Source organism: Nitrospirillum guaranorum (assembly GCF_034653275.1).
In the GTDB taxonomy this organism is placed as follows: domain Bacteria; phylum Pseudomonadota; class Alphaproteobacteria; order Azospirillales; family Azospirillaceae; genus Nitrospirillum.
Window position 1 is genome coordinate 243,716 of record NZ_JAYEES010000002.1, and the last position, 20,106, is coordinate 263,821.

Sequence of the window (20,106 nt, forward strand, 5' to 3'; positions counted from 1 at the left end):
CGCCGGACCACATCCATGAACCCGAGATAGGGAAAAATGTCATGAAGGCGCTTGTCTACCAAGGCCCCGGCCGCAAGGCGCTGGAGCAGCGGCCCAAGCCGGAGATCAAGGACCCCGGCGACGCCATCGTCCGCGTCACCAAGACGACCATCTGCGGCACCGACCTGCACATCCTGAAGGGCGACGTGCCCACCTGCGCGCCCGGCCGCATCCTGGGCCATGAGGGCGTGGGCGTGATCGATGCGGTGGGCCCCGGGGTCACGACGTTCCGGCCGGGCGACCGGGTGCTGATTTCCTGCATCACCGCCTGCGGCACCTGCGACTACTGCCGCCGCGGCATGTATTCCCACTGCCGCACCGGCGGCTGGATCCTGGGCAACGTCATCGACGGCACCCAGGCGGAATACGTGCGCATCCCCCATGCCGCCACCAGCCTCTATCCCATCCCCGACGGGGCGGATGAGGAGGCGCTGGCCATGCTGAGCGACATCCTGCCCACCGGCTTCGAATGCGGGGTGCTGAACGGCAAGGTGGCGCCGGGCGCCACCGTGGCCATCGTGGGGTCGGGCCCCATCGGCCTGGCGGCGTTGCTGACGGCCCAGTTCTATTCCCCGGCCGAGATCATCATGATCGACATCGACGACAACCGGCTGGAGGTCGCCCGCCGCTTCGGCGCCACCCGCACGCTGAACAGCGGGCAAACCAACGTGGCGGAGGCGGTCAAGGCCTGGACCGGCGGCATGGGCGCCGACACGGTGATCGAGGCGGTGGGCATCCCGGCCACGTTCGAGCTGTGCCAGGATCTGGTGGCGCCCGGCGGTATCATCGCCAACGTGGGCGTGCATGGGCACAAGGCCGACCTGCACCTGGACCGGCTGTGGGCACAGAACATCGCCATCACCACGCGGCTGGTGGATACCGTCAGCACGCCCATGCTGCTGAAGACGGTGCAGTCGCGGAAGCTGGACCCGTCGCTGCTGATCACCCACCGGTTCACGCTGGACGGCATCCTGTCCGCCTACGACACCTTCGGCCACGCCGCCGACAGCCACGCCCTGAAGGTGATCATCAGCCCTTGATCCCACGCCCGCCGCGACGCGGCCGGAGATTGAGGTGGATCATTTTGCCAACAGCCGGGATGGTGAATGGTTGGGTCATGAACGGGTGGGCGGCCGGGCGAGGTCCGGTCGCCCACCCGGCGATCGTGACAAGGACGCTTCCCATCATGTCGCGCGATGCTTCGAGGCCCGACAACCGGGCGCAACTGGCGTCCCCCGCCTATCGTCTGCCGGCGCTGGATCAGAGTTTCCTGCTGAGCGACAGCATGCGGGGCGCCCGCCTGATGCTGGAATATGAAAAGGCGGAGGAGCGGCTGCGGGCCTGGGGCGTGCGCTCCACCCTGGTCGCCTTCGGCAGCGCGCGGGTCGGCGATCCGGACGGGCCACCGCCGACGGCGGCGGAGATGGCGCGCGCCACGGAGTTCCCCAACGCCCACCGTTGGTATGGCGAGGCGGTGGCCTTCGGCCGGCTGGCCTCGCAACGGGGCGGGGCGCTGGACGGCATCCCTGGCGGCTACCGCGACAACGTCATCGCCACCGGCGGCGGCGGCGGCCTGATGGCGGCGGTCAACCGCGGCGCGTGGGAGGCGGGCGCGCCCAGCATCGGCTTCAACATCGCCCTGCCGCATGAGCAGGAGCCCAACCCCTACACCACGCCGGAACTGACCTTCCAGTTCCATTACTTCGCCATGCGCAAGCTGCACTTCGCCATGCGGGCGGCGGGCCTGGTCATCTTCCCCGGCGGGTTTGGCACCTTGGACGAGATGTTCGAGATCCTGACCCTGCGCCAGGCGGGCAAGTCCCCCGCCATTCCCGTCGTGCTGATGGACCGGGCCTATTGGAAACGGGTGGTGAATTTCGACGTGCTGGCCAAGACCGGCATGATCTCCCCCACCGACCTGGAACTATTCAGCTTCGCCGACGATGCCGTGGGGGTGTGGCGCGCCTTGCTGGCCCATGGCCTGAAGGTGCCGACGGCCACCACCACGCAATCCCCCGAAGCCTGACCCAAGCCTGACCAATCAAGGGCCCGTCCCCATGATCCCCACCGTCACCTTCCACGGCGCCGCCGGCACCGTCACCGGGTCCTGCACCCTGATCCGCCATGATGGCGGCGCGTTGCTGATCGACTGCGGCCTGTTCCAGGGCCCCAAGACGGTCAAGGAGCTGAACTACCGCGACTTCCCCTTCGACCCCCGCGAACCGGCGGCGCTGGTGCTGACCCACGCCCACATCGACCACAGCGGTCTGGTGCCCAAGCTGTGCCGCCAGGGCTACACGGGCCGCATCCACTGCACCGGCGGCACCCGTGATCTGCTGACCTTCATGCTGCCCGACAGCGGCTTCATCCAGGAAAGCGAGGTTCAGCACCTGAACCACCGCAACCGCCAGCGCGGCCGGGCGGAGGTGCAACCCATCTACACCCGCAAGGACGCGGAGGCCTGCCTGGACCAGTTGGAACCGGGCGACTACGGCGTCTGGATCGACGTCATGCCCGGCGTGCGGATCCGCTTCTGGGATGCGGGGCACCTGCTGGGCTCGGCCTCGGTGGAGGTCAAGGTGGCGGGCGACGGCGGGGAACAGACGCTGCTGTTCTCCGGCGACCTCGGGCCGGGCGACAAGCCCTTCCACGGCCTGCCCGAAGGCCCGTCGGGCGTGGACTGGGTGTTCTGTGAATCCACCTATGGCGGGACCATCCGGGCGCCCGTGGACAATGAGGAGCGGCGTCGCCAACTGGGCGTGGAAGTGTCCGCGGCCCTCAAAGCCGGCGGCGTGCTGCTGATCCCCGTGTTCGCGGTGGAGCGGACGCAAGAGCTGCTGTATGACCTGGCCCGGCTGATGGACGACGGCGCGCTGCCGCGCACGGACATCTTCCTGGACAGCCCGCTGGCGGTGAACGTGACGGAGATCTTCCGCCAGCACCTGCCGGACATCAACCACGCCGCCGTGGCCGATCCCTTCGACCGGCCCTATTTCCACCCCATCACGGCGGTGGAGAACAGCAAGCGCCTGAACCGCCTGGGCGGCGGCGCCATCATCATGGCGGCCAGCGGCATGTGCGACGCCGGCCGCATCCGCCACCACCTGAAGAACCATTTGTGGCAACGCAACGCCACGGTCCTGTTCGTCGGCTACCAGGCGCCGGGCACGCTGGGCCGCATCCTGACCCAAGGGGCCAGCCACGTCCGCATCCATGGCGAGGAGGTGGAGGTGCGCGCCCGCATCCGCACCCTGGACAGCTACTCAGGCCATGCCGACCAGGCGGCCTTGCTGGCGTGGCTGGCGGCGCGCGGCCCCATCAGCAACGGCATCGCCCTGATGCATGGGGAGACCACGCCGCGGCAGGCCCTGGCGGACGCGCTGGCCGCCCAGGGCCTGTCGGTCCCGGTCCATCAGCCGCAACTGGATGAGACCATCGTCCTGCGGCCCGGCCATGCGGAGCGTAAGCCGGCCGACCAGCCGCGCCTGGCCGCCGTGCCCGAACAGGATTGGCACAACGTCTATGCCGCCACGATCCTCGACCTGGCGGAAACGCTGCGCCATGCCGATGGCGACGCGCAGCGCCTGGCCCTGCTGGACCGCATCGCCGCGCTGCTGAAACCCCAAGCCCCCAACCCGGCGCCCCCGGCCAACCCTTGAAGGAGCACCGGCCCCATGCGTTTCCTCAAGTTCCTGCTGGTGTTGATCCTGCTGGCCGGCGCCGCCGGCGGCGGCTACCTGCTGTGGCTGCGCACGCGCGGCAACGTGCTGCCGGCGGGCTTCGTCTCCGCCGACGGCCGCATCGAGGCGCAGGAGGTGGATATCGCCGCCAAGTACGCGGCCCGCGTCCTGACCATAGAGTTCGAGGAGGGGCAGCTGGTGCAGGCCGGCACCGTACTCGCCCGACTGGACGTGCGCGACGTCCAGGCCCAGTACCGCGCCGCCACCGCCGCCCTGGCCCAGGCGCAGAAAAGCCGTGACCAGGCGGCCAGCCTGGTGGTGCAGCGGCAAAGCGACCTGGAGTTCGCCACCAAGGAGATGAACCGGGCCACCGAATTGTTTTCGCGGGGCAACGTCTCGCAGCAACGGGTGGACACCAACCGCAATCAGCTGAAAAGCGCCTCTGCCGCCTTGCGATCGGCCAAGAGTGGGCTGAGCGCCGCCGAGGAGGCCATCCGCGCGGCGGAGGCCGATGCCGACCGGCTGCGCGACTTGGCCGATGACGGCATCCTCAAGGCGCCGGTGACAGGCCGCATCCTGTACAAGCTGGCGCAACCGGGGGAGATGCTGGGCGCCGGCGGCAAGGTCGCCACCCTGCTGGACCTGTCCGACGTGTACATGACCTTCTTCCTGCCCACCGACTACGCCAACCGCGTGGCTTTGGGCGCCGACGTGCGCCTGCTGCTGGACGCCCTGCCCGGCCTGGCCATTCCCGCGTCGGTCAGCTTCGTGGCGCCCAAGGCGCAGTTCACGCCCAAGCAGGTGGAAACCCGGGCGGAGCGCGACCGCATGATGTTCCGCCTGAAGGCCCGGGTGCCGCAGGCTCTGGTGACCAGCCATATCGAGCAGGTGAAGACGGGTGTCAGCGGCACGGCCTATGTCCGCCTGGATGCCAAGGCCGCCTGGCCCGCCTGGCTGCAGTCACCCCTGACCACGACGGCGGTGCGATGACACCGCCCCTGGCCCTCCGCGCCACGGGCATCAGCCACCGCTATGGCCACGTCCCGGCGCTGGATGCCGTGACCCTGGCCGTGCCGGCCGGCGGCACCCTGGCCCTGATCGGCCCCGATGGCGTGGGCAAGTCCACCCTGTTGGGCCTGATCGCCGGCGCCAAGCGGCTGCAGCACGGCGGGCTGGAGGTCCTGGGCGGCGACATGGCGCGCGGGCGGGACCGCCGGCGCCTGCAACCCCGCGTCGCCTTCATGCCCCAGGGGTTGGGCCGCAACCTCTATCCCGACCTGTCGGTGCGCGAGAACCTGGAATTCTTCGGCAAGCTATTCGGGCAAGGCCCGGCGGAACGCCGTCGGCGCATCGACCATCTGCTGGCCGCCACCGGCCTCGCCCCCTTCCCCGACCGGCCGGCGGGCAAGCTGTCGGGCGGCATGCGCCAGAAGCTGGGGCTGTGCTGCGCCCTGATCCATGATCCCGACCTGCTGATCCTGGATGAGCCGACCACCGGCGTCGACCCGTTGTCCCGCCGGCAGTTCTGGGACCTGATCGACGGCATACGGGCGGAGCGGCCGGGCATGACCCTGCTGGTCGCCACCTCCTACATGGATGAGGCCCAGCGCTTCGACCGGGCGGTGATGATGGATGGCGGCCGCATCCTGGCCGACGGCACGCCGGTGGAGCTTATGAGCCGCACCGGCACGGCCACCCTGGAGGCGGCCTTTGTCGCCCTACTGCCGGCGGACCGGCGGGGGCCGGACGAAACCGCGGTCACCACCCCCCTGCCGCCCGGCCGGCCCATCGCCATCGAGGCGCGGGAGCTGACCTGCCGCTTCGGCGATTTCGTCGCCGTGGACCGGGTCAGCTTCGCCATTCCCAAGGGGGAGATCTTCGGCTTCCTGGGTTCCAACGGCTGCGGCAAGACCACCACCATGAAGATGCTGACCGGCCTGCTGCCGGCCAGCGCCGGCACGCCCCTGCTGTTCGGCCAGCCGGTCGATCCCGGCGACCTGGCCACCCGCCGCCGGGTGGGCTACATGGCCCAGTCCTTCTCGCTCTACGGCGACCTGTCGGTGGCGCAGAACCTGGATCTGCACGCCACGCTGTTCGGGCTCACGGGCGGCGCGGCGCAAACGCGCATCGCCGAGGTGGTGGCCGATTTCGGCCTCGCCCCCTACGTGCATGCCCTGGCGGACAGCCTGCCGCTGGGCGTGCGCCAGCGCCTGTCGCTGGCCGTGTCCGTGCTGCACAAGCCCGAGGTCCTGATCCTGGACGAACCCACCTCGGGCGTCGACCCGGTGGCCCGCGACGCCTTCTGGCGACAGTTGACCACCCTGTCGCGCGACCAAGGCGTCACCATCTTCGTCTCCACCCATTACATGAACGAGGCCGCGCGCTGCGACCGCGTCGCCTTCATGCAGGCCGGCCGCGTGCTGGCGGTGGGCGCGCCGGATGACCTGCGCCAGGCCAAGGGCGCCGACAGTCTGGACGACGCCTTCGTGGCCTATATGCGGGAGAGCACGCCGGATGAGGCGGCCGCACCCACCCCGGCGGCGGCATCGCCCACGCCGACCGCGATGGCGGACGCCAGCGCCTTTTCCTTGCGGCGGCTGTCGGCCTACGCCCTGCGCGAGGGGTTGGAGCTGCGCCGCGACCCCGTCCGCCTGACCGTCGCCCTGCTGGGCACCCTGATGCTGATGCTGGTCTTCGGCTTCGGCATCAACTTCGATGTCGAGAACCTGCGCTACACCGTGCTGGACCGCGACCACAGCCCCCTGTCGCGCACGGTGGTGGAGGCGTTCTCCAGTTCCCGCTACTTCCAGGGCACGCCGCCCGCCGCCGACGCGGCCCAGGCCCTGAGGCGCCTGCAGGCCAATGACGTCGCCCTGGTGGTCGACATCCCGCCGGACTTCGGCCGCGACGTGAAAAAGGGCACCCCGGCGGAGATCGCCGTCCGCATCGACGGCGCCATGCCCTTCCGGGCGGAAACCATCCAGGGCTACGTCGCCGGCCTTTTCGTCCGGCTGCAGCAGGATCTGGCAACCGAGGCCGGTGTCGAGGACGCGCCCGGGCTGAACCTCATTCCGCGCTTCCGCTACAATCAGGCCTTCCGTTCCGCGGACGCCATGGTGCCCTGCGTCATCGGCCTGCTGCTGGTCTTCATCCCATCCATTCTGACGGCCCTGGGCGTGGTGCGGGAGAAGGAGCTGGGGTCCATCACCAACCTGTACGTCACACCGGTGTCGCGGCTGGAATTCCTGCTGGGCAAGCAGCTGCCCTATATCGCCATCGCCTTCTTCAACTACGCCATCATGGTCATGATGGCGCTGGTCATCTTCCATGTGCCCCTGAAGGGCAGCCTGGTGGGCCTGAGCCTGGGCGCGCTGGCCTATGTCATGGCCACCACCGCGCTGGGCCTGCTGGTGTCCTGCTTCGTCAGCACCCAGACCGCCGCCGTCTTCGGCACGGCCATCGTCACCATGCTGCCGGCCATCCAGTTCTCCGGCATGATGCAGCCCGTCTCCACCCTGTCGGGCATGCCCCACCTGCTGGGCGCCATCTTCCCCACGACCTATTTCGTGAAGACGGTGGTGGGCGCCTTCACCAAGGGGCTGTCGCTGGCGGAGCTGACGCCCTTCATCCTGTCGTTGCTGGCCTTCTTCCCGGCGCTGGTGCTGACGGCGGCCGTGCTGCTGCGCAAACAGGAGGCGTGAGATCATGGCCGCCTTCCGCACCCTGCTGACCTTGGCGCGCAAGGAACTGGCCGGCCTGATGCGCGACCGTTTCATGCTGTTCTTCGTGCTCTACGCCTTCACCGGCATGATCTACCTCCAGGCCACGGGTATCAGCCACGAGCTGCGCAACGCCTCCATCGCCATCGTGGACGAGGACCAGTCGCCCCTGGCGCTGCGCTTCCGTTCCGCCTTCCGCGCGCCGGACTTCCAGACCCCCGCCCTTATCGGCAAGGGCGAGGTCGACCGCGCCATGGCGGACGCCCGCTACACCTTCGTGCTGGACGTGCCGCCGGACTTCCAGGCCGACCTGCTGGCCGGCCACGGGGCGGAGCTGCAGATCCTGGTGGACGCCACCGCCATGATGCAGGCCGGCATCGGCGCGGCGCAGATCCAATCGGTGCTGAGCGATGAGGTCACGCGCTTCCTGGCGCGGGACAAGACCACCACCCTCCCGGACGCGGTCAGCGCCCAGCTGCGCTTCGCCTTCAACCAGACGCTGGAGACGACGCGCTTCACCGGCCTGATGGCCATCCTGTTCAACGTCACCATGCTGTCGGTGCTGCTGACTGGCGCCGCCGTCATCCGCGAGCGGGAGCACGGCACGCTGGAGCATCTGCTGGTCATGCCCGTGCGCCCGCTGGAGATAATGGGCGCCAAGGTGCTGGCCAATGGCCTGGTGGTGCTGGGCATGACGGCGCTGTCCCTGGCGCTGATCATCCGCTGGGCCCTGGGCATCCACCTCGCCGGATCCCTGCCCCTGTTCATGGTCGGCACCGCCGTCTATCTGTTCTTCACCACCGCCCTGGGCATCTTCCTGGCCACGGTGGCGCGGTCCATGCCGCAGCTGGGGCTGCTGTTCATCCTGATCGTCCTGCCCCTGAACCTGCTGTCGGGCGGCAACACGCCGCTGGAGAGCATGCCCGTCTGGCTGCAGCGGATCATGCAGTTCTCCCCCGCCACCCAGTTCGTGGCCTTCGCGCAGGCCATCCTGTACCGGGGGGCGGACATCACCCTGGTATGGCCGCACTTCGCCGCCGTCGCCGGCATGGGCGCGCTGTTCTTCTGCCTCAGCCTGTGGCGCTTCCGCCGTCATCTGGCGGCGGTGCGCTGACCGTCAGGGCACCAGGACCGCGGCGCCGCGCACCTGCCCGGCCCGCAGATCCTGGATCGCACGGTTGGCCTGGGACAAGGGATAGGACGTCACCTCCGGGCGGATGCCAGCCAGCGGCACCACGTGCAGGAAATCCAGCGCGTCGGTCCGCGTCAGGTTGGCGACCGAGACCAACTGACGTTCCCCCCACAGCAGGCTATAGGGAAAGGCGGGGATGTCGCTCATGTGGATGCCGGCGCAGACCACCCGCCCGCCCTTGCGCACGGCCGCCAGAGCCGCCGGCACCAGCGCGCCCACCGGGGCATAGAGGATGGCCGCGTCCAGGGCCTCGGGCGGCGGCTCCTCCGATGACCCGGCCCAGGCGGCGCCCAGGGACAGGGCGAACTCCGGCGCGGCCAGATCGCCGGGCCGGGTGAAGACGAACACCTCGGCGCCCTGCCAGCGGGCGGCCTGAAGGATGATGTGCCCGGCGGCGCCGAAGCCATAAATGCCCAGCTTGCGATGCGGGCCGGCCATCACCAGCGAGCGCCAGCCGATGAGACCGGCGCACAGCAGCGGGGCCGCCACGGTGTCGGCCAGATCGATGCCGTCCAAAGGATAGACGTAGCGCGCCTCGGCCACCGCCAGCGTGGCGAAGCCGCCGTCGCGGGTATATCCGGTGAAGGCGGGCCGGTCGCACAGGTTCTCATGACCCGACAGGCAATAAGGGCAGCGCTGGCAGCTATGGCCCAGCCAGCCCACGCCCACCCGCTGGCCCAGGCTGAGGTCGGTGACCCCCGGGCCCAGCCTGTCCACGACGCCCACGATCTCATGACCCGGCACGCGGGGCAGGCCGCCCGGCGGCAGATCGCCGTCGATCAGGTGAAGGTCGGTGCGGCAGACGCCGCAGGCCCGGACGGCGAGACGGACTTCACCCGGCCCCGGTTCCGGGTCGGGCAGTTCCCGTTCCTTCAGCGCGCCCGTCCCATCCCACACCATGGCACGCATGATGTTCCTCCTGTCTGGCCTCCATCTGGCCGACCCTCAGCCGGTTCCAAGCGAACGCCCGTTTCCGGATCCCCGCATTGATCGGCCGCAATCCGTAACGGAATCACCGGTGTCTTGACGCATCACAAGGAGGGCCGCGCCCTTTGGATGGTCCCATGGGCCGCCAACCGACACATAGGGTATGGAGGTTCTGATGGTACGCGTCGCTTTGGTCACAGGCGGGGTCACCGGCATAGGGGCCGCCGTCAGTCTTGCCTTGAAGGCCGCCGGGCACACGGTGGTGGCCACCTGCCCGCCCGCGAACAAGGCGCTGGCCGCCACCTTCCGGCAGGCCACCGGCGTGCCGACGGCCATATGGGACGTCGCCGACTATGCCGCCTGCGCCGACGGCGTGGCGCGGGTCACCGCCGAGCACGGCCCCATCGACATCCTGGTCAACAACGCCGGCATCACCCGCGACGCCATGCTGCACAAGATGACGCCCGAGCAATGGCGGGCCGTCATCGATGTCGACCTGGGCGGCTGCTTCAACATGTGCCGCGCCGTCATCGACAGCATGCGTGAGCGCCGCTACGGCCGCATCATCAACATCAGTTCGGTCAACGGCCTGTCGGGCCAGGCCGGTCAGACCAACTACGCCGCCGCCAAGGCCGGCCTGATCGGTTTCACCAAGGCGCTGGCGCTGGAGGGGGCGTCGCGCAACATCACCGTCAACGCCGTGGCGCCGGGCTACACCAAGACCGGCATGGTCGACGCCGTGCCGGCGCCCATCCTGCAAACCATCGTCGACGGCATCCCGGCCAAGCGCCTGGCCCAGCCGGAGGAGATCGCCCGCGCCGTGGCCTTCCTGGCCGCCGACGACGCCGGCTTCATCACCGGCGAGACCCTGTCCGTGAACGGCGGCAAGTATATGCAGTGAGGGCCGGCGAAGCGATCGGGTCGGATGGGGCGGCGTGGGGGCCGCCCCATCGCTTTTCAGCCGTGCGGGCCGGGGGCGGCGCGGGGCCCCAGCGCCTCCACCGCCACGCGCAGCAGCCGGCCGACGCCTTCGGCGTAATCCTGGCTGGCCTTGACCACGAAAGCCTGGCTGAAGCGCTGCAGGTCCAGCGGCGTATGGCATGCCGACAGGGCCTTGCACGCCTCGCAGTCCTCGTGGAAGCGGCCTTCCCAAAGCCGCACCATCTCCTGAACGGTGCCCAGCATGCCTTGGGTCCAGCGTCCATAGACGTTGTGGACATCGTCCAGCCAGGCGACGTTGCCGGTGAAAACCTCTTCCATGGCCCCTTTGGCCAGGCCCTCGGTCGAATGCAGGCGTTGCGTAGCGTCAGGCATGATGACCTCCGTTGCTTTGAGTATGGATGTCCAGCGGACCAGGCCCTGTGAGACGCGGCGCGCTTGACGCGTCCCGCCCGGATGGCGCCGTCCCGCCATGCCGGGCTAAGGCCGGCAGATCAGTGGCCAGCGAGGCCAGGACCATCAGGTCCCTGGCGGCGATGACGCCGACCAGGCGGCCCTGGTCCAGGACCCACAGCCGATGGCGCCCGGCCTCGCCCAGCCGGCGGAAGGCGTCGACAACGCCGGCGTCGGCGGCGATGAAATCCAGCTCCCCGCACGGCACCATGATGTCGCGAACCGGGGTCGCGGACCATTCGTCGGGCGCCAGGGTGGCCACCTCCGGGATGCCGACCACGCCCATGACGCGGCCGTCCCAGACCACCGGAAAGCTGCGATGGTGATAGCGGTAGACATAGCGGGTGAGGAAATCGCCGACGACGGCCTGCGGACTGACGAAAACAGGGTCCGGCGTCATGACGTCGGCCACGCGCATCCCGCCCAGGACCGTGCGCACCTGCATGTCCCGGTAGCCGCTCGCGGCGGCGTTCCGCAGGAACATGCCGATGACCACCCCCCACAAGCCGCCCATGACATCGCCGGTCGCGGTGTTCCAGAAACCCAGCGCGATGAGGAACAGGCCGAACAGGTCGCCGCAGGCCGCCGCGATGTGGGTGGCCCAGGCATAGTCGCCCCGCAGCCGCCACAGCGCCGCCCGCAGCACCCGGCCGCCATCCAGCGGGAAGGCGGGCACCAGGTTGAACAGCGCCAGATAGGCGTTGAGCTGACCCAGATAGGCAAGGGTCGCGGCCGCCGCCGGCCAGCCGCCTAGAAGGGCAGGCGGCTGCGTCACCGCCCAGCAGGCGAGGGCGATGACGCCGCTGGCGGCGGGACCCGCGATCGCCACCAGGAATTCGTGCGACGGCCGGCCCGGCTCATCCGCGATTTCGGCCACGCCGCCGAAGACGAACAGGGTGATGCCGTTGATCCGCATGCCGAAAGCGCGCGCCACCACGCTGTGCGCCAGTTCATGCAGCAGGACGCAGACGAACAGGCCCAGCGTCCCCGCCGCCGCCATCCACAGGTAGGTCGGGCGCGGCATGCCGGGAAGCAGCGCGGGAAACACGCCCACCGCCAGCGACCACCCGATCAAGGCGGCAACGAAGAACCAGGACAGGTCCACGAATATGGGAATGCCGAGCACCCGCGGCAGCTTGAGGCGAGCTGAGGCCATGACTCCTCCCCTTCCCGGCCCGCCATTGGGGAAGGCCCCTCGCGGGCCGTGATGGCACTATGCGACCGTATCGGTGCGGGCGCCTTGCGATGCATCAAGGCCGCCGCCGCCACGGCTGCCATGATGGGGATGGCCGGCCCCATGTCGCGGACCGGCGATAGGAGGCACCCCATGACCGCCGCCGTCCCCGCCCCGCGCCCTGCTCCGATCCGCCGCGCCCGCCGCCTGGCATCGGCCCGGCCGATGACGACCGTCCCAACGCCCCCACCGCCGCCGGCCGCGGACGCCGATCCGGATTTTCGCGCCCTCGACCGCGCCTTGCGCGCCACGGCGGCGCGGATGACGCAGGGACTCTCGCCGTCGGTCCTGCTGGAGGCGTGGACGGACTGGGCCCTGCACCTGTCGGCCAGCCCCGGGCGGCGTCTGGGCTGGGCACTGGCGGCGGCGGACGCCGCCGGGCGGTTCGCCGTGTGGCTGGCGGAAGCATCCGCCGCCGGCGGTGCCGCCCCCCTGGTCGATCCGCAACCCGGGGACCATCGCTTCGTCGATCCCGTCTGGCGGCAGTGGCCGCACGTGGCCGTGGCCCAGGCCTATCTGCTGGGGGAAAAACTGCTGCTGGACGCCGCCCATCGCGTGCCGGGCGTGGCGCGCCAGCATGAGGACGAACTGGCCTTCCTCTTCAGCCAATGGGCCGACGTCCTGTCGCCCACCAACCTGCCCTGGCTGAACCCCATCATCATGGGGCGCACGCTGCAGGAAGGGGGTGCCAACCTGGCGCGCGGCTGGCTGAACTGGCTGGAGGACGCCAGCCGCCTGATGAAAGGCGCGCCGCCGGCCGGCGCGGAGGAGTTCCAGGTGGGCCGCGACGTGGCGTTGACGCCAGGTTCCGTCATCTACCGCAACCGGCTGATGGAGGTGATCCAATACGCGCCGGCCACGCCCACCGTCCATGCGGAGCCGGTGCTGATCGTCCCCGCCTGGATCATGAAGTACTACATCCTGGACCTGCGGCCGGAGAATTCGCTGGTGCGCTGGCTGGTGGGACGCGGCCATACCGTCTTTATGGTCTCCTGGAAGAACCCCGACGCCGGCGACCGGGATCTGAGCCTGGATGATTACCGCCGCCTGGGGGTCATGGCGGCCCTGGATGCGGTCACCGCCGCCGTTCCCGGCCAGCGGATCCACGCCTGCGGCTATTGCCTGGGTGGCACCATCCTGTCCATCGCCGCCGCCACCATGGCCCGAGACGGGGACGACAGGCTGGCCAGCCTGTCCCTGCTGGCGGCCCAGACCGATTTCGCCGAGGCCGGTGAGCTGATGCTGTTCCTGGATGAGCGCCAGGTCAGCCTGCTGGAGGACCTGATGTGGACGCAGGGCTATCTCAGCGGCGGCCAGATGTCCGGCGCCTTCCAGTTGCTGCGCCCCAACGACCTGATCTGGTCGCGCTTCATCCGCGACTACCTGCTGGGCGACCGCGAGCCCATGACCGACCTGATGGCCTGGAACGCCGACGCCACGCGCATGCCGGCACGCATGCACGGCGAATACCTGCGCGGCCTGTTTCTGGAAAACCGCCTCTCCGCCGGCCGCTTCGCCGTGGCCGGGCGGGTTGTCGCGCTGCGCGACATCAAGGTGCCGATCTTCGCCCTGGGCACCGCGCGCGACCATGTCGCCCCCTGGCGGTCGGTCTACAAGATCAACCTGTTCAGCGACACCACCGTCACCTTCACCCTGGTGTCCGGCGGACACAACGTGGGCATCGTCAACCCGCCGGCGGCGGAGCGCGGGGGCTATCAAATCCTGACCCGGCAGCCGGACCAGCGGTACGTCGATCCCGACACCTGGGCGGCCTCCGCTCCCAGCCACGGCGGCTCCTGGTGGCCGGCGTGGGAGGAGTGGCTGCGCAGTGTGGGCAAGGTGGACCAGGTGCCGCCACCGCGGCCATCGACAACGCTGTGTCCGGCACCCGGTGGGTACGTGCACCAGGCGTGAGGCGACGGAACCCACCGGACGCCGGTGGGTTGCCTGGGCCAGACCTGGTCCGACCCTCACCATCCGTTGGTCAGGACGATCTTGCCACGCGCGCGGCCGGACGCCTGGTGATTGAACGCCGCCACGGCGTCGTGGCCTGGCGCCGTCCGGTCGATCAGCACCTCGACCCCGGCGGCGACCTTGTCCATGACGGCCGCCAACCGGGCGGCGTCCGACCTGTGGAAGACGAATGCCGCCTGCACGCCATGCGCCTTCGCGAACGCCTCGTCCGGCGGAGCGGCGATGGAAGCCAGGAAGCCGCCGGCGCGCAGCACCTCATAGGACCGGGCCTGCGTGTCGCCACCGATGGTGTCCAGGACCACATCCACGTCGGAGACGCGTTTGGTGAAATCCTCATTGCGGTAGTCGATCACGAGATCGGCGCCTAAGCGTTCCGCGATGGCGATGCCGTCGCCGGAAGCGGTCGCCACCACCCGCGCGCCGGCCTGGCGGGCGAACTGGATGGCGAAGCTGCCGACCCCGCCGGCACCCGCATGGATGAGCACCGTCCGCCCCGCACCCAGCCCGGCGACCTCGAACAGCGCCTGCCAGGCCGTGCCGGCGGCTGTCGGGATGCCGGCGGCCCGCTCGAAACCGACGGCATCGGCCAGGCGCACCAGCTGGTCGGCCGGAACCACCGCGAACTCCGCCAGCGCGCCGCCGCTGGTCGGCGCCGTTCGCGCCACGACCCGGTCGCCGGCGCTCCAGCCCGACACGCCATCGCCCAAGGCCTCGATGGTGCCGCTGAGATCGCTCCCCAGCGTGTAGGGGAAGGTCAGCGGGAAGAAGGCTTCCATGTAGCCGCGCTGCAACTTCACATCGAGCGGGTTCAGGCTGGCGGCCGCGACGCGCACCAGTACCTCGCCGGCGCCGGGCCGGGGCACATCGACGGTATCGATGACCGGATCCGCCGTGTAGCCGTGGATACGAAACGCCTTCATTCCGCCTTCTCCCCGGCGCCCTTCGCCTCGGTGCCCATGGCGCCCACCTGCCGCAGCCAGCCGAACCAGTCCTCCAGGTGCCAGGTATGGGTGACGCGCCCATCCCGCACATAATGGAACTCGTGGATCGGGATGGTGAAACGGACGCCGGTCGGCGCCACGCCGAACCATTCGCCCTGATGGGTGCCCGTGATCTCGGCGCGCACGGCCGCCCGGCCCGGCGCACCGATCAGCTCGTGAATGGTGATGCGCACGTCGGGGAAGGCGGCGCTGAAGGCGCGGACCAGCGGCTTCATGCCATCGCGGCCGGGGGCCTGGCCGGGGGCGAGGGGAATGTCCTGCCAGTCCGAGGCCAGCGCCCCATCGAGAAGGTCGGGATCATGGTCGGAAAAGGCGCGGTAGAGCGTTTCGATCGCGATGCGATCCCGCTCGGCGAGCCCATTGGACGTGACGATGGGGTCTTGCGACATGGGGCTGTCTCCTTGTTGACGCCCCCGAAAGCTAGGCAATCGTCCGACATTCTTGAAATCGATAGTCAGTATGTGAAAACATCCATGACATGGATTTACATGGCATCGATCTCAACCTGCTCGTCGCCTTCGACGCGCTGATGGCAGAGCGGAGCGTCACGCGGGCGGGCAAGCGGATAGGGCGCACCCAGCCGGCGATGAGCGCCGCGCTGGCCCGGCTGCGCGCGCTGTTCGAGGATGAGCTGTTCGTCCGTAGCCCATCGGGACTGCAACCCACCCAGCGCGCCAGCGACCTGGCGGAACCCCTGGCCCGGGCGCTGGCCGAGATCAGCCGGACCCTGGAGTTCACCCAGCGCTTCAACCCCGCCACGTCGTCGCAGGCGTTCACGCTGGCCCTGTCCGACCATCCGGCCCTGGTGCTGCTGCCGCGTTTGGCCGAAGCCCTGCGGGAACGGGCACCCAATGTGACGCTGCGCATCAACGCCTTCACCCACCGGGACGATGCCGTCGCCATCCTGGACGCCGGCGACGCCGACCTGACGATCAGCGTCCCGCCCCGCCAGCCGGTGGGCGGCCGCATCCTCAGCCAGCCGCTGTTTGAGGAGCGCTTCGTCTGCATCATGCGACGCGGCCACCCGGCCGCCTCGCGGGCGCTGGATCTGCCGACATTTCTCGGCCTGTCCCACCTTCTCGTCTCGCCGGAGGGGGAGCGGTTCGGCCAGGTTGACGCCGCGCTGGCGGCGATGGGCCTGCGCCGCCGCATCGCCTTGTCGCTGCCGCAGATGTACGCGGCCCCTCCCCTGGTGGCCCGCTCCGACCTCATCGCCACCCTGATGGAAGGTGCCGTCGAAGCGTCCGCCGCGCGTGACGATTTGCTGATCCTGCCGCCGCCGATCGCGCTGGGCACGGTGTCGTTCGGCATGTCGTGGCACCGCCGGAACGATGCCCATCCGGTCCAGCGCTGGCTTCGCGAGACGCTGCTGAGCCTTTATGCGGTCCAACCGGCACAGGGCTGATCATCGACGCCACGCTGGAGGCCGGCGGCATTTTCCAAATTTGGAATTCTGATCGCCAATTTCTTGCGTTTCTTTCCGAAGTTGGGGGCGCCAATCTGGCGTCACGACATGGATGACGCTCGCCTCCCGGTTTTCGCGTGCCCCATCACGGGCGCCGCAGTCGCCGCGAGGCTGATCAACAAATCACCCCAGCAACCGACACGGCGCCGCGCCCCTTCGGCCCCGAATGCGCCGTCGCGCCCTCAGGAGAGCAAGATGAAATACAAGACATTGGGAAATACCGGCCTTTTGGTCTCACAGCTCTGCCTCGGGACCATGACGTTCAGCGACGGGACCGGCGTCTACGAGCATATCGGCAACGTCGACCAGTCGGGCGCGGATGAACTGGTCAAGGCCAGCATCGACGCGGGCATCAACTTCTTCGACACGGCGGATGTCTATTCGGCCGGCGCCAGCGAGCGCACGCTGGGCCAGTCGTTCAAGAATCTGGGGATTCCCCGGCACGAGGTCGTGCTGGCGACCAAGGTTTACAGCCGGATGGGCCAGGGCCGGAATGACGTCGGCGCGTCGCGCGGCCACATCATGGACGCCGTCGAGGCCAGCCTGCGCCGCCTTCAGACCGACCACATCGACCTGTATCAGATCCACGCCACCGACACCTTGACGCCGGTGGAGGAGACGCTGCGCGCGCTCGATGACCTGGTCCGCCAGGGGAAGGTCCGTTACCTGGGGGTGTCCAACTGGCAGGCCTGGCGGATCGCGACGGCGCTGGGGGCCTCCGCCCGCCTCAACCTTGAGCGGTTCAACACGCTGCAGGCCTATTACTCGATCGCCGGGCGCGACCTGGAGCGTGACCTCAAGCCGCTGCTGGAGGCCGAGAAGATGGGCCTGCTGGTGTGGAGCCCGCTGGCCGGCGGCCTGCTGTCCGGCAAGTTCAGCCGCGAGAACCAGTCGCCGGCAGGGTCGCGCCGCTCGTCGTTCGACTTCCCCATCGTCGACAAGGAACGGGCCTGGAACGTCATCGACGCGCTGAAGCCCATCGCGGCGGCGCACGGCTGCAGCCCGGCCCGCATCGCGCTGGCGTGGCTGCTGGCCAAGCCCGTCGTGACCTCGGTCATCGTCGGGGCCAAGCGGCTCAGCCAGCTGGAGGACAATATCGCCGCGGCCGACATCGTGCTGAGCGACGACGAAATCGCGGCGCTCGACGCCGTCAGCGAGCTGCCGCCGGAATACCCCGGCTGGATGCTCGCCACCCAGGGCTCCGACCGGATGGGGCCTGTCGACCTGTGGGCCGACAAGATCGCCCAGACGTCCTGAACGCGCGGGGAGGTGCCGGGCGGGACGGGCCGTCGGTTGAACAGGCGCCTTGAGCCGGGCGCCTGTTCAACGCCCGGAAAGTTCGGGGTTGGCCCGCATCACCTCCTCGGTGAGGAAGTCACCGACGGCCCGAACCCGGGCGGACGCGACAAGGTCGGCGTGCGTCACCAGCCAGACCTCGGCACTGAACATCTGATGGGGCGGGATGACCCGGATGAAATCCTCGTTCACGGTCAGGAAATCCGGGATGACGGCCAGGCCCAGGCCGGCGCGCACGGCGGCGATCTGGGAGGGCAGGCTGCTGGTGACGAGCGCGATCCTGCAGCCGGGGTATTCACGCGCAAGCCAGGCCGCGGCCGGCATGAAGGCGTGGCCATCGTCCCAGGCGATGAAGTGCCGCCCGCCCAGCGGCTCTCCGGCTATGGGCGGGTGCCGCTCGATGTAATCCCTGCTGCCGTAGACCGAGTAGGTCATGTGGCCCACGCGCCTGACCGTCAGGTTGCCGCGCGTCGGCCGCACGACACGGAGTGCTATGTCCGCCTCGCGCCGCCCCAGTTCGGCCGTGACGGTGCTGGTGATGATCTCAAGGCAGATGCCCGGGTAGCGGTCCCGGAACGCCGGCAGGGCGGGGATGATCAAATCCGTCGCGAGATTTTCGGATGTCGCGAGCCGGACGGTTCCCACCGGCGTCCTGTCGAGGCCGGCCGCCCCCCGTTCCAGCGCCAGGATGCTGTCTTCGACCCGCTCGGCGTGCCGCAGCATTTCGCGCCCCTCGTCGGTGAGGAAGTAGCCCGTCTGGTGTCGCTGAAAGAGAGCCATCCCGAGGCTCTCCTCGAATTCGGCGATGCGGCGACCGACGGTGGATTGGCTCACCCCGAGATCGGCGGAGGTCCGGGTGAGGCTGCCGGTCCGCGCCACGGCCAGGAAATATTTGAGGTCGTTCCAGTCCATGCCCGTCATGTCCGGCCGCGTTATCGGGAAGCGCCGGTCTTGATACCAGCAGCAAGGACGGACGCGAAGACCACCCGCTTGAACTGCTCGATCGGGTGTGGGGACCGGTCCACCTTCATGCGCATCATGGCGCCCTCCCAGGCGGCGAGAAGGAAAGTCGCAACGTCGCCGGCGTCGAGATCGTCCCGGATCTCGCCCGCCTCCTGGCCGGCCTGTATAGCCTCGGCGAAGGCGTCGGTGAGCGCGCGGCAAACCTCGACCAGATGGCCGCGCAGCGCCTCGCTCTGTTCCGGCACTTCAAGGCTCATGTTGCCGACAAGGCAGCCGTATCGCCAGCCTGCCGCTTCCAGCCGTTCGGTGATGGCGTCGAAATAGGCGCGCAAGCGTTCGACGGCCGGCCGGCTTTTATCGCGCAACGTGCCGTCCATGATCGCCTGCGTGCGCTCATGATAACGATCAAGGATGGTGGCGGCGAAAGCCTCCTTCGATCGGAAATGGTTGGTGAAGCAGCCCTGGGGCACGCCGGCGTCACCGGTGATCTCGCGCACGCCGGCACCGGCGTATCCGCGCTCGTGCAGCGTACGCACCCCGGACTCGATGATTTTTTCGCGAAGGGACGGTCTGGCCATTGCTAATAAATACAGTTGGACGTATTGCTTGGCAAGCACGGTTCCGCCGGCGGCCCCTAAACGCTCGCGGTTTCCCCGCATGGAAGCGCTCGGCGCAACAATCCAAGAAGGCGAGAGACATGGCGATCATCGATTACACCCGTGCGGCGCTGGACGCGGCGGGCGGCACACTGGCCGACGCGGGCCCGGTCTACATGGTCAACCTGGTGCGCTTTCGGGACCAGGCCACCTATGAGGCCACCTTTGAAGCGGCCGCCGACCTGCCGCCCTGCTCGGGCAGGGAAGCCTATTTCCAACGGTACGCCCCCGCCTTCCAAGCGATCGCGCGGGGCGAGGACTATTCGGTTTTCTGGGTCGGCAATGTCCGGGGGGTGGTGGTCGGCGTCGACGGCGAGGCCTGGGACGATATCGTCATCGTCCGTTACGCGAGCTTCGCCACGCTGCGCCGGATTCTTGAGAGCCCGGCCTACGCGGAGCATGCCGCGCCACACCGGCACGCGGCGTTCGCGGATTGGAAATTCCTGGTCACGACCCAGCCCGAGTTGCCGAGATAAGGGCCGACGGGCGCCAAGGCGCTGAGCGCTTCATGCCGCTTTGGCAGCTTCGGCTTCAGCAAGCCCCGGACTGGGACGCCTTAGCCTGTTGA

At 69.2% G+C, this 20,106-nt stretch carries 18 protein-coding genes; 11 read left to right on the forward strand and 7 right to left on the reverse strand.

The annotated features are described in order from the left end of the window. Positions 1-41: 41 nt before the first annotated feature. The 6 genes from UAJ10_RS06920 (at position 42) to UAJ10_RS06945 (ending at position 8,552) form a co-directional block, all read left to right on the forward strand. Positions 42-1,079, forward strand: coding sequence for a zinc-dependent alcohol dehydrogenase family protein (locus tag UAJ10_RS06920; protein WP_322914649.1), 1,038 nt, complete (start codon positions 42-44; stop codon positions 1,077-1,079). Between the two features lie 146 nt (positions 1,080-1,225). After that, positions 1,226-2,065: an LOG family protein gene (locus UAJ10_RS06925; protein WP_322914650.1), complete on the forward strand. Its 840-nt coding sequence runs from the start codon at positions 1,226-1,228 to the stop codon at positions 2,063-2,065. Between the two features lie 31 nt (positions 2,066-2,096). Beyond that, complete coding sequence (locus UAJ10_RS06930; RefSeq protein ID WP_322914651.1) at positions 2,097-3,698, forward strand: MBL fold metallo-hydrolase; 1,602 nt, start codon at positions 2,097-2,099, stop codon at positions 3,696-3,698. Positions 3,699-3,713: 15 nt separating this feature from the next. Next, complete coding sequence (locus UAJ10_RS06935; RefSeq protein ID WP_322914652.1) at positions 3,714-4,709, forward strand: HlyD family secretion protein; 996 nt, start codon at positions 3,714-3,716, stop codon at positions 4,707-4,709. Then, positions 4,706-7,420, forward strand: coding sequence for a ribosome-associated ATPase/putative transporter RbbA (gene rbbA, locus UAJ10_RS06940; protein WP_322914653.1), 2,715 nt, complete (start codon positions 4,706-4,708; stop codon positions 7,418-7,420). The genes UAJ10_RS06935 and rbbA overlap by 4 nt, the downstream gene beginning before the upstream one ends. 4 nt (positions 7,421-7,424) lie before the next feature. Continuing rightward, positions 7,425-8,552, forward strand: a complete 1,128-nt coding sequence (locus tag UAJ10_RS06945; RefSeq protein WP_322914654.1) for an ABC transporter permease — start codon at positions 7,425-7,427, stop codon at positions 8,550-8,552. 3 nt (positions 8,553-8,555) lie between these two features. Here the strand turns inward: UAJ10_RS06945 and UAJ10_RS06950 are convergent, their stop codons facing one another. Next, entirely contained in the window at positions 8,556-9,539 is a 984-nt protein-coding gene (locus UAJ10_RS06950; protein ID WP_322914655.1) for a zinc-dependent alcohol dehydrogenase family protein, read from the reverse strand. 193 nt (positions 9,540-9,732) lie between these two features. On the opposite strand from UAJ10_RS06950, the gene phbB reads away from it, so the two are divergent. After that, the gene (gene phbB / locus UAJ10_RS06955) at positions 9,733-10,458 is read left to right on the forward strand and encodes an acetoacetyl-CoA reductase (RefSeq protein WP_322914656.1); all 726 of its coding nucleotides are present in this window, start codon (positions 9,733-9,735) and stop codon (positions 10,456-10,458) included. A gap of 56 nt (positions 10,459-10,514) precedes the next feature. Here the strand turns inward: phbB and UAJ10_RS06960 are convergent, their stop codons facing one another. Together UAJ10_RS06960 and UAJ10_RS06965 are read right to left on the reverse strand one after the other, a co-directional pair. Continuing rightward, positions 10,515-10,871 carry a hypothetical protein gene (locus tag UAJ10_RS06960; RefSeq protein ID WP_322914657.1) on the reverse strand — a complete coding sequence of 119 codons (357 nt, stop codon included), beginning with the start codon at positions 10,869-10,871 and terminating at the stop codon, positions 10,515-10,517. Further along, the gene (locus UAJ10_RS06965; RefSeq protein ID WP_322914658.1) at positions 10,864-12,105 is read right to left on the reverse strand and encodes a site-2 protease family protein; all 1,242 of its coding nucleotides are present in this window, start codon (positions 12,103-12,105) and stop codon (positions 10,864-10,866) included. Before UAJ10_RS06965 ends, UAJ10_RS06960 begins: the two co-directional genes overlap by 8 nt. Positions 12,106-12,276: 171 nt before the next feature. On the opposite strand from UAJ10_RS06965, the gene UAJ10_RS06970 reads away from it, so the two are divergent. After that, complete coding sequence (locus tag UAJ10_RS06970) at positions 12,277-14,097, forward strand: PHA/PHB synthase family protein (protein ID WP_322914659.1); 1,821 nt, start codon at positions 12,277-12,279, stop codon at positions 14,095-14,097. A 56-nt stretch (positions 14,098-14,153) separates the two neighbouring features. Here UAJ10_RS06970 and UAJ10_RS06975 read toward each other — a convergent pair whose 3' ends face one another. Next, entirely contained in the window at positions 14,154-15,077 is a 924-nt protein-coding gene (locus UAJ10_RS06975) for an NADP-dependent oxidoreductase (protein ID WP_322914660.1), read from the reverse strand. After that, the gene (locus UAJ10_RS06980) at positions 15,074-15,547 is read right to left on the reverse strand and encodes an ester cyclase (RefSeq protein WP_322914661.1); all 474 of its coding nucleotides are present in this window, start codon (positions 15,545-15,547) and stop codon (positions 15,074-15,076) included. The genes UAJ10_RS06975 and UAJ10_RS06980 overlap by 4 nt, the downstream gene beginning before the upstream one ends. 89 nt (positions 15,548-15,636) lie before the next feature. Here UAJ10_RS06980 and UAJ10_RS06985 point away from each other — a divergent pair, with 89 nt between their 5' ends. Both UAJ10_RS06985 and UAJ10_RS06990 read left to right on the forward strand, forming a co-directional pair. Next, on the forward strand, positions 15,637-16,563 hold the full coding sequence (locus tag UAJ10_RS06985) for a LysR family transcriptional regulator (protein ID WP_322914662.1): 927 nt from the start codon (positions 15,637-15,639) through the stop codon (positions 16,561-16,563). A 255-nt stretch (positions 16,564-16,818) separates the two neighbouring features. After that, on the forward strand, positions 16,819-17,880 hold the full coding sequence (locus UAJ10_RS06990; RefSeq protein ID WP_322914663.1) for an aldo/keto reductase: 1,062 nt from the start codon (positions 16,819-16,821) through the stop codon (positions 17,878-17,880). 66 nt (positions 17,881-17,946) lie between these two features. Here the strand turns inward: UAJ10_RS06990 and UAJ10_RS06995 are convergent, their stop codons facing one another. Both UAJ10_RS06995 and UAJ10_RS07000 read right to left on the reverse strand, forming a co-directional pair. Continuing rightward, positions 17,947-18,831 (reverse strand): LysR family transcriptional regulator, encoded by an 885-nt coding sequence (locus UAJ10_RS06995; RefSeq protein WP_322914664.1) that lies wholly within the window; start codon positions 18,829-18,831, stop codon positions 17,947-17,949. Between the two features lie 20 nt (positions 18,832-18,851). After that, the gene (locus UAJ10_RS07000) at positions 18,852-19,541 is read right to left on the reverse strand and encodes a TetR/AcrR family transcriptional regulator (RefSeq protein WP_322914665.1); all 690 of its coding nucleotides are present in this window, start codon (positions 19,539-19,541) and stop codon (positions 18,852-18,854) included. A 38-nt stretch (positions 19,542-19,579) separates the two neighbouring features. Here UAJ10_RS07000 and UAJ10_RS07005 point away from each other — a divergent pair, with 38 nt between their 5' ends. After that, entirely contained in the window at positions 19,580-20,014 is a 435-nt protein-coding gene (locus tag UAJ10_RS07005; protein WP_322914666.1) for a DUF1330 domain-containing protein, read from the forward strand. Positions 20,015-20,106 lie beyond the last annotated feature (92 nt).